Source organism: Moorena sp. SIO4A5, assembly GCF_010672005.1.
In the GTDB taxonomy this organism is placed as follows: Bacteria; Cyanobacteriota; Cyanobacteriia; order Cyanobacteriales; family Coleofasciculaceae; genus Moorena.
In genome coordinates this window covers 32,173-44,814 of record NZ_JAAHHZ010000053.1, presented here as the reverse complement: position 1 = coordinate 44,814, position 12,642 = coordinate 32,173, and the positions used below count along the sequence as shown (strand labels likewise).

Genomic DNA, 12,642 nt, shown 5'->3' with positions numbered 1-12,642 from the left:
GTATCCTTAAGAGCAACTTGTTGGAGCCAGAATACGAGGCTCTAATTCAACAAAAGCGCTCTAATCGTACTGCTGATCATGTTTCCTCTTCTACTGTCAAAACGTCTAAGCCTGTGGTAGAATCAGCAGCTCAACCATCACTAGTTGGACTCGAAAATGAACCATTAGCAAATGAACCATTAGCAGAATCTATCAGTGATTTATTGACTTCAACCTCTACTGATGGACGTCGGCGGCGTAAGCGTTCCTCTGTGGCTGCTCAACCACCAGTGGAGGAAGAGGAGCAACATACCCAACTGCAACTTGATATTACCACATCAGGTTCAGATGAAGATAAGTCTGTTGATGACCAAGATGAATTCTTACCTGAGGATAAGGGACTAGCAACTAGGAGCTTCGCTGAGTTGCTCGACGAGGATTTAGGGGATTTGGATCAAGATGATGATTTAGAAGATTTAGAGGATTTGGATGACCTCGATGACCTCGATGACCTCGATGACCTCGATGACCTCGATGAAGATTGGGACGATGACTTGCCGGATTCCGAGATTCACGAATCCATCAGAACCTCTGTGGCTAAAAGCGGTTCTTACATTGAAATTTTGCCCCTCTCGGAAGCTTCTCTTCCTAAAACCTGCTATCTGGTAGTCAGCCGAGCGGCGGAGTTAATTGCTCGCCCTCTCAATGAGTTTAGCGACCTCGGACAAATTCCTGACGAAGAAGTTCAAGAGACAACCTTGCCAGTATTCGAAAACCATAGGGTGGCACGGCGTTTTTCTAACCGTTCTGAGCGAGTCATCAAGGTTCCTGATGCTCAGATGCTTCAGAAGACCTCTTCCTATTTGCAAGCTAAAGGAATTACCCGATTATTAATTGATGGTCAGGTCTATTCTCTTTGATATCAAGTCTGCTGGCTTCTGGGTGAGGGACTTTCGCCCTTAGGGTTTTAGGGAGTCGGGAGTCGGGAGTCGGGAGTCGGGAGTCGGGAGTCGGGAGTCGGGAGTCGGGAGTCGGGAGTTGGGAGTCGTAATCCTCCCTACTGCTGGCGGAAGGGTGGGAGGGGGGAAGTAAATTGAATGTACTTCATAAGTATGAGAAACGCTATAACTGTTGATATAACTTACTTGATATCACTTAATTGATATAACTTAAGCGCGTTGAGCCAGGGCAAATAGTTGGTCAGCTGTGGACTCAATCAGCTCCCGTTTAACCAGTCGGGAACGCCAAGATTCTGGTATCCCTTGGTCTCCATAAAATGCCCCTGCCAATTGTCCGTAAACTGCCCCGGTGGTATCAGCATCATCACCTAAGTTGACGGCTAACAGACAGCCTTCCCGAAACGAGCTACTGTGCTCAAAGGCCCATAAAGCGGCTTCTAAGGATTTCACTACATAACCTGTCCCCTTAATTTCTGGCGGCTGGCGGTATTTGAAGGATCCTGTGGCAATTTCGTTTATTTCCCCAACCATTGGGTTTTCTTGCCAGTATTGAGGAATGGGGCAATAGAGTTCCGAAAGCAGTTCTTCTTTGCTTACTCCATTAACTGCTCCGACTAGCAGGGCCCCCAAGTAGCGACAGGCATCGACAGCGGTTGCTACTCCATGAGTAGTGCGTGAACTATCACCAGACTTCTCGATCGCTTCTTTTGGTTTTTTAGCATAAAACAAAGGCACAGGAGCCAAGCGCATGATAGACCCATTACCAGCACTACGGGGAGCTGTGGACCCACAGTAAGGGTTTTGGGTGATTTGAAACTGCTGCAAGGCTTGGGATACTGTGTTTCCAATATCAAAACACTGACCTGTGCTACTTAGATAACCTTCTCGGTACCATCGCAGATACTGCTGTAATTGATCAACTGGATCAAACCCCTGTTGCTCAATCAAACTATGGGGTGACATACTCCCACACTGACTCTTTGAGTTCAGTGTGGGCTTCTTACCAACTCCACCCAACGGTATCGGCTTTCGCCGACGCTGCGCGAACGGATACTCGGTAAGCTTTATTAACGACACGGGATGCCCCTCCGCGCCGGAACAATACAATAAGTTGTATTTTTGATTAGTAGGTGGCTGACAAACCAGCATTTAAGGCCTTTGGCCACGCTTCGCGAACGGCTTTGTTTATCAGTAAATATATTATAGCAATTTTTTAATACCCTGTGCAAAATTCATCCCACACCTATGCTACGCATATTTGTGTGGGGCTTCTTTTGCCGGACAGCTAAACACAGAGCCATGGATGTATCATCAGTCCAGTAGCCAGGCTTTAAACCAAAAGGCCCACCACCCACCATATCTTCAATCGGGGTGAAGGAGCCTGGTGCCTTAAACTCTAAAGTAGTACCGACTGCATCCCCGACAGCCAATCCTAAGAGACTGCCACGGTAACGGTTAATTAGCTCCATATTAGCTCCATTGGATAATTCCTCTTCTAATCCATAACCTCTGCTAATCTAGTGTCGTGTTCTTTGCATCTTCGCGGTTAATCACAATCCTGATTAACCTAACACCCTCACCCGGAGCTTGTTCAACCAATGAAACCGTTACTCAAACTCTGGCCTATAGCCTTGGTAAATAGACTGGTTTCCTTTCAGCAAACCATTAAACATCAGGGTTGGTGGATTTTGCTATTTGTGATCGGGATGATAATTCCTCTATGGCAGCTTTCCCCATCCTACGCCAGTAGCACCTTTAAAGATGTCCCAGAGAATTATTGGGCTCAACCGTGTATCACTAAATTAGCACAACAAAATATTATCAGGGGTTACCCAGATGGTACCTTTAAACCGAATGCTCCGATCACCAGAGCTGAGTTTGCTGCACTGCTTCTGAAGGCTTTCCCTAGTGCTCCTCAAGTGCGCAGTGACCAAAAATTCGTAGATGTACCAACTAATTACTGGGCTAATCAGGCTATTCGTAATGCTGATAAAACGGGATTTTTGGCTGGCTATCCTGGTAGAGTTTTCCGCCCTAAGCAAAATATCCCTCGTGTCCAAGCGTTAGTATCTTTAGCTAGTGGATTGAAGTATAAACCGGTTAACCCTTCCCTAGAGACTTTAAAGGAAGCGTTTACTGATGCTACGGCAATTCCGAACTATGCTCAAAATGCGATCGCAGCAGCTACGGAAAATCAGATTGTGGTCAATCCCCCTAATGTGAAGCAATTCAAACCTAACCAACAAGCTAGTCGAGCTGAGGTAGCTGCTTTTTTGTGCCAAGCTACCCAAACCACTGGATTGATTCCTAATCAATACATTGCTAAGGTTGAGCCACCAACTCCTGGTTCTACTGAAGCGGAGTTAAGAGGGGTATGGCTGACAAATATTGATAGTGAGGTACTGTTGTCTAATAGAGCAGTAACGGATAGCCTACAAAAACTTAAGGAGCTCAACTTTAACACGGTATATCCTACAGTGTGGAATTGGGGTTATACACTATATCCGTCTCAAGTAGCTAAACGGGTAGTGGGACTGGAAGCACGAATATCGACGGAGTTAGAAAAAGACTTATTTGACCCAAAGAAGGGGGTACAGGGAGGACGAGATGTTCTCAAAGAGATTGTCGAGGTGGGACATGAAAATGGTTTGAGAGTTATTCCCTGGTTTGAATTTGGCTTCAAAGCACCTTCCTATTCTGAATTAGCCAAACGCCACCCAGATTGGCTGACCCAAACCAAAGATGGGGTCAAGACTCAAACTACTAAAGGATTAGAACCAGAGGATGAAAGACTACAAGAGATTGTTTGGCTCAATCCTTTTAAACCAGAGGTACAGCAATTTATTCAAGATTTAGTTATCGAAGTTGTCAGCAACTATGATGTTGATGGTATCCAATTCGATGACCACTTTGGCTTGCCAGTGACCTTTGGTTACGATGATTTCACAGTAGAATTGTACAAAAAAGAACACCAAGGTAAATCTCCCCCCACTGACCCAAAGGATGAGGAATGGGTACGCTGGCGAGCCAACAAAATTACGGATTTCCTAACCAAGCTGTTTAGAGCAGTTAAAGACAGTGTTGAAGACAGTAACAATGATGTGATTATTTCCCTATCTCCCAATCCCCAGCGTTTTTCTTACCAATTCTTTTTAGCTGACTGGGCAACTTGGGAACAACGGGGTTTAGTAGAGGAACTAATTGTCCAGATTTATCGAGATAATTTCAGCACTTTCATCTCGGAATTAGACCAGACAGAACTCAAAAGAGCACGGAGTCATATTCCGGTAGGAATTGGTATTTTAAGTGGTCTCAGAACTCGTTTAGTTCCGGTATCACAAATTCAGCGGCAAGTGGATGCTGTCCGACTGCGGGGATTTGCTGGTGTGTCGTTTTTCTTCTATGAAACCTTGTTGAATATGAGTGATGAACCAGCTTCTAAGCGTCAGAGAGGTTTTGAGGTCATGTTTCCTGAATTTGTGAAAGCACCAGATATAGAGGATTGGAAGAAATCCAATTGAGGCGTTGCTGAATTGAAGTATGAATGCGCGATCGTCTGATTTTGGTAATGGCACCATTATCCCCCAACGTTGGGGGAATTTAATTTACTTTTCTCCCCCAGGATTGGGGTTCAGGGGACACAATCATACCCATAATTAGCAACCCCGCTCATACTTCAGACATACCTTACGCTGCATTTACTGAGGATGATTTTGGATATGTTCGACTATAGGAATATGTTGGTATAAACACTCTTTTCTATCAGTTTACTACAATTTAATTATTTTTCGGAGATGTCTAATAGGCTAGTATGCCATCAGCAGCGAAGTTACGAGCAATACTTTTAGTTAAGTTACTCAATGCTGCTTTGGAGGCTGCATAGTGCATATACTCTGGGGTGTCACCACGATGAGCTGCACGACTAGAGATGTTAACAATAATTCCTCCTCCCTTGGACTTAAAGTGTTCTATTGCCCGTCTGGTGATGGAACTAACAGCAATCAAGTTAACCTGAAGAGTTTCGATCCATTTCTCTTCCCAGACTGAGGGATTATCATCCAAGCTGAGTTCGGTCATGATGGCGGCATTATTGACAACACCATCCAGGGAATATCCCAGATTAAGAATTTCCTCCACTAATTCTTGTCCTGCTTGGGGCTGGGATAAATCTTTTTGAATGACAACACAATCAGTTTTTGCTTCGGAGGCTAACTTCTGGGCTTGCTCAACATGAGAATTACAGTGGAGCACAACTCGCGCTTCTGAAGCAATAAGACATTGGGCAATGGAGTAGCCGATTCCAGTTACCGCTCCTGTTACCAGAAATGTTTTTTCTGCGATCTTGATCATTGCATTAGTTCCATTAGGTTAAGATTCAGGATTTCTGGCTAGGAAAGAAATCTGGTTTCCAATCTGCAGGCACTTCTCCCACTTCATTCTTAAAATCATGAAAGCTGTTTGGCGAAGAAATGGCTATAAAGTGTAGGTCATTGCTTGATTCATTCCTAATTTGATGCAGCGCTCCCGGAGATATTAGTATGCCATCACCCGAATTAAGAACATGTGTTGTGTTCTCAATTACTATAGATGCTTCACCCTCAAGTATAAAGAAAAACTGTTGGGCAACTTCGTGGTAATGTTCTACTCCCCTGCTGTTGGGAGGCATAATTTCCTGTGCAACGGTTAAATTGTCATTGGCTAATAAATGCCATCCTTGACAGCCAGTTCCCCATTGAAAATTTTCGGCAGTAGCTTTATTGATATTTGCGTGGTTTGACATTGCTTTTTTATCTTAAATCGAAAGTTACTTTAGCATGAGCAAAACTTAGGAGTTTACTCATGCTTTCTTGGCACGGATAAAATATAACTGCTGATAGAGATTGCCCTCTTGTTCTAGAAAGGGGGAGGGTTCTCCTTCTAGATCTGCTAGTTTTTGATAGCTTTGGACAAACTCTGTGTGATAGTTAGCTAAGGCAACATTAATTCTGTGGACAACAGCCCAATTGGCATCACCCCGCTCTTCCCAGTTAATACAATAGTCTAAAGGATTGTCACTATCGCTTTGAATTCCTTTTCCCCAGTATTTTTCCATTAACCTATGGGTTAGTCTGGGGCCATTTTTACTGGTGGCGATGAAGAGAATTTCCCCTCCTGGTGCCAGGTAGGAACTACCTTGGGTAATTAAAGTGTCCATTACTAGCCTGCCGCGATCGCCATTGCGGTTCCATTCTTCACCCCGAAATTGGTCAGCAAACTTCAGCCTTGCTTGCAATTTTTCCTCCGTATCAGGTAGTGCTGGCGGGTTGCTATAAATGCGATCAACTTTCCCTTCAATCTCTCGATTCCCTTGAATTGCAGCAAAGCAGTTAGACTCAAAACTTTGGAAATCCTTTGGGTTAAGACCATTCAATTCCCAATTGCTTCCTTGCAGGGTAACGGCATAAGGGTTTAATTCCGTGCCAATTACCTGAGCTGCACCACCTTTTCCGGCGACTATGCCAAACATGCCTAAGCCACCAGCAAAATCCATCACCACCTTGCCCCTACAATCATCAGCAGCTACTAGCTCACACATTGTGAGGGAAAATAGTGAAGAAGGTGTCCAAGCATTAGGATGGGTTTCTAGTAAAATATCTAAGTCATTACTGAGATGATATTTGACAATCGTGCCCGCCTCTAAAGACTGATAATCAATGTTACTGTCCGAATCGTAGGTAATAATTGTTTTTTTTGCACATAAATCTTTGTCTGTTTATAAATTTAGCTCGGGAGTTTTCATGAATTCTATTTGTACTCGGTAAAGCTACACTAATTGGAAAGTTTAAACTGTTTTTTCTAGGAAATAATATGCTAGGATTTCGAAAATTTCACTGTAAGAAAATAGTTCTATTCCCAAATCCTCCATTTGATTAACTTCTTGGTAAGTGGGAGTACGATAATATGTTCTTTTACTAAGATCCTGTTTTCCCTCCCAAGAAAAAGGAAAAGAATATCCTTGAGCTAACTCATCGATGTATTCTAAAAAGATTTGGGCACCTTTTTTGTAAATCAAACATAAATTTTTTAGATAGCTGTAGTTTTTATTAAGATCTACAGAGTAAGCTCCTATGATGCTACCTGTATCAATTCCTTCCTCAACAATATGTAAAGTTCCGTAAAGAGATTTTCCTTCAGCCATATCCCACAAGGAACACCACACGCCAGCACGTTCAGGAAGTTTTGATGAGTGAATATTGAAAATCTTCCCCACACCATACTCACTTGCTACTTTAATAATTTCTGAACTGATGATTAGATTGTTCCTTAAAGACAAACTAATGTAAGGTTCATGTTCTTGATAAATAGCAATAATTTTATCCTGTTCTTCTCTGTTTTTAGTACTTTTGATGCGATATAATTCGCATTCGTACTGTCTCGCCAGTTGATTGAATGTCATCAAATGGCATTTTTTATTGCCTAGATTTTTTTCAATGCAAGGAAAAACTATGTTACGGATATAATCTTTAGTCAAAAAATTAAACTTAGACAATTTTTCGACTTGGCTTTCTGCTTTTCTCGATACTTTTTGTGACAAAAATATATTAATTTTAAAGTTTCTCTCAAAAAAGGAAGCAAATAATTTAGAACTCTATTAGCGATAATATCTTCGTTACAAAAAATAATCATATTTTTATGCTGATTATTCTTGTCCCTTTCTTGCCTAAAATTGTGTTCAAAATTATTCATATTATTCTTGTCATTACTTGTCTATTAATATCCTCGCTTCTGAGTTTACTCTCTAAGTTTTCTGGATAGTTATCGGGACTAAGGTGAGCAAGTTTAGATAGAATGTCTCTTTGTGTTTTCCAGGCCAATTCATCTTGTAAATACGCCTCAAAACTTTGGCTTGTAACCACCTTTTCTAGTTTTTTGTGTCCAGTAAAATAAATTCCCTGGTCGAGGGGATTGGCAGTATTATTATCGAAAGTCCAACGCAGAACTTTTCTAATCTTGGTTTCGGAGTTAGTAAATCCTTCTCTACCATGAAAAGCGACTAAGTTTGCCAGCACTAAACTTTCCCTAAGTTCTTCTAGCAAAACGCTTGTGTAATTCTCTGGATTTTTATTAAAATTCCAGATCCAATCCATTGCTATTTTCGTCAGGGCGTTTTTACACTTATAGTCAACATCGCCATCGGCGCGATAACCCGTTGTAATGCATCTTTTTTCCTTATGGTAATTAATAATTGGTTTACTAAGATGACCATCCGTTCCTTCCCTAAAAAAGGTAACAGCATCTGCTTCTTTTAAAACAGCTAGATAAGGCAAAGGAATAGCATTTAAAAGATGCTGTCCACTCGCCACACGAGTTTCCCCTCCTGATTGAGCATTTTGTAGGACTGTAAACACCACCCAATCAGGAACGACTTTTAAGAATGTGCCGTCTTGATGGACTTCTAGATGACCGTTGTATTTATTACCCTTAACACGATCAGCTAGATTGGCCATCATCAAAACATCATTTTCTTTAAAATCAACGCCATAGTCAGCGAACACTTTTCTGGCTAAAGCATTCTCATTTGATTCTATTTTGCCAGAATTACTATAGGGTTGTCGCACTTGTTTCCCGAGCAATAAATGCAACTGATTTCGCCATTCCTTAAAACGTCGATTATCTAATAACGCATCATTTTCGTGAGTACGGAGAACAAAAAAACCATATAGATGTGTCAATAGCTGCACGTCCCGGCGAATTCCATCATCTGAAAGCTTTCCCCTAGCAGGAATCTGAATAGTTAAATCTTTTTTTGTTAATTTCCTGGGTTGATATAAAAAATCGTAATTGTTCTTTACAAAATTCCATTTCTTGATGTAATCCTCTAGAGCCATTGTTATTCCCTTGACATTCCTAACATTAAGATTTTTTATATTTCAATTTTTCTCTTGATGTTGAGAGGCTTTAACTACAGCCTTAGCTTTAACTACAGCCTTAATAGTATCATCATTTGCCTTTATTTCAATTATTTCTCTTGTAACTTTAACAGGGTAATCGCATTTTGTTTGGTATAAATTGTACTTGACAAAAACCAAGATATGTAATGTAACTAATTTTTGCCGTTGCCTCTGTCTTACAGACGCGCCAGCGGTTAACCATTAGATAAGCAAAAATTTAGATTTCACGGGTTTGGTCTGATGGCTATTGGTTTTGGCAAACCCGTTGTTAACCCAATCCAGGAGCGGGAGGTTGAGATCCTCAAAAAGAGTGTGCTCAATCATTTTGAGCATCTCTTGGTACCCCGGGTCGGCTCCAGAAGGGTACATAATCTGGTCGGGATTGTCTCCATTGCAATTTTGGCAGTGATTGCGGGAGCGGATGGGTTTGTGGCTATCGAAACCTAAGGCACACGCAAAACTTGAGTGGCCCCAAGACATTTTTAGATTTGCCCAACGGGATACCATCCCACGATACCAATGGTCGTGTATTTGGCCTTCAAGATCCCCAGGAACTCGAAACTTGCTTGCCTTTGTTGGGTGCGCAGCATCACCGAAAGCTTAGATATTCAACTCATTCATATTGACGGCAAGACAGCCATTGGCTCAATTGACCGGGAGAACCACCTCAAAGCGCAGCGAGCGTGTGAGCGCCGGTCGCGGTGTGAACATCAGCTGGTGTTGGCACAACAAAAAGTTGAGAGCAAATCTAATGAAATTACAGCGGTACCACTGCTACTGAAATTGCTTAACCTCTTTGGAGCGGTCGTGACTCTTGATGCCATGGGCACTCAAACCGACATTGCCCGACAAATTAAGGAAGCCGGTGGGGAGTATGTCCTGGCGCTCAAGGGCAACCAGGGCAAGCCCCCTCAGCAGGTGGAAGAGTGGTTTGCGCGAGGCCTATTACCAGAACTGGCAAGGGTAGAAATTGAGTTACCACGCGCGCGGTCGAGGCCGGGCATCACCGCCATTAAACCCGTCAGGTGTGGGCGGTGCCTGTGAGTCAACTACCCCCGTTGCATCGGCAAACACACCTGGCTTGCTTTAACCAGCGTGGTGATGGTGAAGCGAAGGCGACAGTTATGGAACATGCGCCACGACACAGACTCAGTTTTACCTCAGTGCCAAAGAACCAGATGGCCAGCAACACAACCGGGTGATTCGCTCCCATTGGGGTGTTGAAAATGGTCTACAAAGTGTCCTGGATGTCACTTTTAATGAAGATGCCAGTCGGGTTCGCCAGGGCTATGAGAAGCGAAAATCTAGGGCTGTTGCGCCGCCTGAGTGTTAACCTGCGTGGATCGCGAACCCTCCCGCGCCTTGTCGGAAAATGAAGCGTTATAGGGCGGGGATGGATAATGACTCTATCATCAAAATCCTGGCCGCCAGTGCGGCGAAGTGATGCATTTTTTGAGGGTGATGCAAGATTGTTGAGGAGCCATAAAAGGAGGTGATGGGCTGAATCTATTAACCGAAGCCGGTTAGGCTCCAGGAGTGTTTACTAACACTCCTGGTACAAACAAACGAGATCTTAAAACTTTTATCAGGGTATAATCAGCAATTCTACAGTCAAATTTTAGGTCAGGTTACTGTATTTTTAGAACTCTACTAAGATGCGATTACCCTGGTAACTTTAACAGATTGGTGTCACCTGTCAACATAAGATTTTATTAACTTTATAAAGTTTTGTTGATTTAAGTAACAAAAACACTTTAGCCCACCGCTACGGGGAGGGTGCATCTAATTTTTGCTGGGGGGGCGACATGAATGGCCAGGGTAAGCGCAAGAAAAAATTGCCCATAATGTGCATTGGCTGGATCTCGGTTGCTCGTGGCTCGAAACCCCTATAATCTCGTCGAACTGTACTCGCAATAGAGTTAATTTGTTGAGAATGACGTGGTTTTTTTCTCAATAAGCTACGGCTTATTGATTCTTGCGCTTACCCTGCATGAATGGCTATAAAGCTGACAGAACAAGCGCGGGTTGACTGACAAAACTAATCAACCACGTACTGGTACGTTTGTATTTTGAATTCCAGTCGATAGTCGTTTATCCTGAAGGGGTGACATGGAAGCTAGAATGTAGCCAAAATAAGGGACCTAGCTCTTATACCTCGTAAATAATACTCCAGTTTATTGGGATTTTACTTCATTAACTCCTTCACCAAATCCCAACACGACTCCATAAAACTCACCCAAGTTTGACCATATAAGCTGACGGGGCGACAAGCGCCCCGTCAGGAAAACGACTGTAATATTTACTTTATCAAAAGTCTCTCAAACCAACACTAATAAAGACTCGAAATTATTCAATTTCTTAGCTTCATTATTATTAGCATATCCATAGACGCGAGGAAGTTGCTTCGTGCTTAAAAGTACTTTTCTGACCTCAGAGTTGGATACATTACTTAGATTCCTGCCAGAAAGAAGGGCAGTAATGGCAGCTATCCCCAATGCCTGACCAACACCAGCATTGAATTCCACAATTCTACCAGCGGATGAAGCCAACCCTTGAAACCCAGAACCAGGACTGACAACAGCTAAATTAGTAACTGCTTTAATTTGGGGATGCTGGATGCCTATGTTGAAAATTGGCTTACTAAAACTTACACTTTTAAACCCGTTCTCAGAGGCTCTGGTACCAAGACCTTCGATACCCCCGCGCACATCAAAATGATAGCCAAAGGTTCCTAAAGCGCACCAATTGGGTGTGCCACCTAAGAGCATTTGGGATCCATAGAGAGGGTCTACTACACCAGTAATATTGCCTGCATGGAAGATATTATAAAGCTCAGATGCAGGCTTAACGGCTTTCGCTCCGATACCTTTGAGCCAAGTTTCCACGAAATTCATCTCTTCGAGAATCTTAGCAGAGGGTTTAGCACCTCCTTGAGCTAATTCCTCTGCTTCAGTGCCATTGACCTTACAGAGGAGGGCATTCCAGGACAGCCTACCCCCTGGAAGAATTGCCACATTTCCTTTTAATTTTCCAGGTGGGATATTTTCTCCTTAAGCAGACAAACGGTAATCTTAGCCTGATCAGTACTTATTTGCTACAACGAGATAGCTACCATAGATTGACATCAACGGAAAATGCCAACCTAAATACTGGGATACCCTACCTGATCCATATAATTTAACTCCTGAGAATCCATGCATTTGCAATCTCAATCGCAGAACTTCTGGAAAATGCTGAGTTAAATGGCTGACACCGTAAACTGACATTCCAATGATTTTATTTTTTATGTAATTAGGATTGGGAGTGGTAAGCAACAGCCTTCCGCCAATCTTCAACACTCTTTGGAATTCACATAATGTTTTATCTACATCGGCAGGATACAGGTGTTCAAGAAACTCACCAGCAGTAATCACATCAAAAAATCGATCTTCCATAGGTATGTCTGTTGAAAGACCATAGACTTTTTGTGAATAGCACTCAGGCAAAACATCTAATCTTTCTTGTACACAATCAAGACCAAATAATGTCAGGTTCGGGTTCAACTCCTTAAAACGTAATCCACCTCTACCCGTATTGCAACCTACGTCAAGAATCTTTACAGCTCCTTTCTGAAAAAAACTGAAGAACTGTTCGTACCTTTTCAAGGTAAAAGGGTCGTGTTCTGAACGATTTTGTTGAACATTCTGAACTTCGTACTTCTTATGCAGATTGACCATGTTTCCTTCTCCAATTCAACATAGAAATGACTAAACTCCAAAGCGTTACTGAATTAC

General features: G+C 42.6%; 14 protein-coding genes and 1 pseudogene. 6 read left to right on the top strand and 9 right to left on the bottom strand.

Going from position 1 to position 12,642, the window contains the following annotated elements:
* A partial coding sequence (locus F6K57_RS17815) for a hypothetical protein (RefSeq protein ID WP_293069616.1) occupies positions 1-899 on the top strand: 899 nt, incomplete at its 5' end.
* Between the two features lie 249 nt (positions 900-1,148).
* Here F6K57_RS17815 and F6K57_RS17810 read toward each other — a convergent pair.
* Together F6K57_RS17810 and F6K57_RS17805 are read right to left on the bottom strand one after the other, a co-directional pair.
* Positions 1,149-1,901, bottom strand: coding sequence for an ADP-ribosylglycohydrolase family protein (locus tag F6K57_RS17810; protein WP_293069614.1), 753 nt, complete (start codon positions 1,899-1,901; stop codon positions 1,149-1,151).
* A 269-nt stretch (positions 1,902-2,170) separates the two neighbouring features.
* Positions 2,171-2,407 carry an ADP-ribosylglycohydrolase family protein gene (locus tag F6K57_RS17805; RefSeq protein ID WP_364303384.1) on the bottom strand — a complete coding sequence of 79 codons (237 nt, stop codon included), beginning with the start codon at positions 2,405-2,407 and terminating at the stop codon, positions 2,171-2,173.
* Positions 2,408-2,536: 129 nt separating this feature from the next.
* On the opposite strand from F6K57_RS17805, the gene F6K57_RS17800 reads away from it, so the two are divergent.
* Positions 2,537-4,459 (top strand): family 10 glycosylhydrolase, encoded by a 1,923-nt coding sequence (locus F6K57_RS17800; RefSeq protein WP_293069612.1) that lies wholly within the window; start codon positions 2,537-2,539, stop codon positions 4,457-4,459.
* Positions 4,460-4,736: 277 nt separating this feature from the next.
* Here F6K57_RS17800 and F6K57_RS17795 read toward each other — a convergent pair whose 3' ends face one another.
* The 5 genes from F6K57_RS17795 to F6K57_RS17775 all read right to left on the bottom strand — a co-directional run bounded on the left by F6K57_RS17795 (position 4,737) and on the right by F6K57_RS17775 (position 8,806).
* Complete coding sequence (locus F6K57_RS17795; protein ID WP_293069610.1) at positions 4,737-5,288, bottom strand: SDR family oxidoreductase; 552 nt, start codon at positions 5,286-5,288, stop codon at positions 4,737-4,739.
* 25 nt (positions 5,289-5,313) lie between these two features.
* Positions 5,314-5,718 carry a cupin domain-containing protein gene (locus F6K57_RS17790; protein WP_293041961.1) on the bottom strand — a complete coding sequence of 135 codons (405 nt, stop codon included), beginning with the start codon at positions 5,716-5,718 and terminating at the stop codon, positions 5,314-5,316.
* A gap of 57 nt (positions 5,719-5,775) precedes the next feature.
* Positions 5,776-6,513, bottom strand: coding sequence for a methyltransferase (locus tag F6K57_RS17785; RefSeq protein ID WP_293069608.1), 738 nt, complete (start codon positions 6,511-6,513; stop codon positions 5,776-5,778).
* 246 nt (positions 6,514-6,759) lie between these two features.
* Positions 6,760-7,512, bottom strand: coding sequence for a formyltransferase family protein (locus F6K57_RS17780; protein WP_293069606.1), 753 nt, complete (start codon positions 7,510-7,512; stop codon positions 6,760-6,762).
* 148 nt (positions 7,513-7,660) lie between these two features.
* Positions 7,661-8,806 carry a TauD/TfdA family dioxygenase gene (locus tag F6K57_RS17775; protein ID WP_293069604.1) on the bottom strand — a complete coding sequence of 382 codons (1,146 nt, stop codon included), beginning with the start codon at positions 8,804-8,806 and terminating at the stop codon, positions 7,661-7,663.
* Positions 8,807-9,109: 303 nt separating this feature from the next.
* Between F6K57_RS17775 and F6K57_RS17770 the strand changes: the two genes are divergently transcribed.
* The 4 genes and pseudogenes from F6K57_RS17770 to F6K57_RS17755 all read left to right on the top strand — a co-directional run.
* A complete protein-coding gene (locus tag F6K57_RS17770) occupies positions 9,110-9,316 on the top strand; it encodes a transposase family protein (RefSeq protein WP_293069602.1) in 207 nt (68 codons plus the stop codon).
* A 72-nt stretch (positions 9,317-9,388) separates the two neighbouring features.
* Positions 9,389-9,913 (top strand): ISAs1 family transposase, encoded by a 525-nt coding sequence (locus F6K57_RS17765; protein WP_293069600.1) that lies wholly within the window; start codon positions 9,389-9,391, stop codon positions 9,911-9,913.
* Positions 9,910-10,071 (top strand): hypothetical protein, encoded by a 162-nt coding sequence (locus F6K57_RS17760; RefSeq protein WP_293069598.1) that lies wholly within the window; start codon positions 9,910-9,912, stop codon positions 10,069-10,071. Before F6K57_RS17765 ends, F6K57_RS17760 begins: the two co-directional genes overlap by 4 nt.
* Positions 10,071-10,197: pseudogene (locus tag F6K57_RS17755) on the top strand (ISAs1 family transposase); the annotation flags it as partial. The gene F6K57_RS17760 and the pseudogene F6K57_RS17755, both read left to right, overlap by 1 nt.
* 990 nt (positions 10,198-11,187) lie before the next feature.
* Here the strand turns inward: F6K57_RS17755 and F6K57_RS17750 are convergent.
* Both F6K57_RS17750 and F6K57_RS17745 read right to left on the bottom strand, forming a co-directional pair.
* A complete protein-coding gene (locus F6K57_RS17750) occupies positions 11,188-11,883 on the bottom strand; it encodes a hypothetical protein (protein WP_293069596.1) in 696 nt (231 codons plus the stop codon).
* Between the two features lie 66 nt (positions 11,884-11,949).
* Entirely contained in the window at positions 11,950-12,585 is a 636-nt protein-coding gene (locus tag F6K57_RS17745) for a class I SAM-dependent methyltransferase (RefSeq protein WP_008179339.1), read from the bottom strand.
* Positions 12,586-12,642 lie beyond the last annotated feature (57 nt).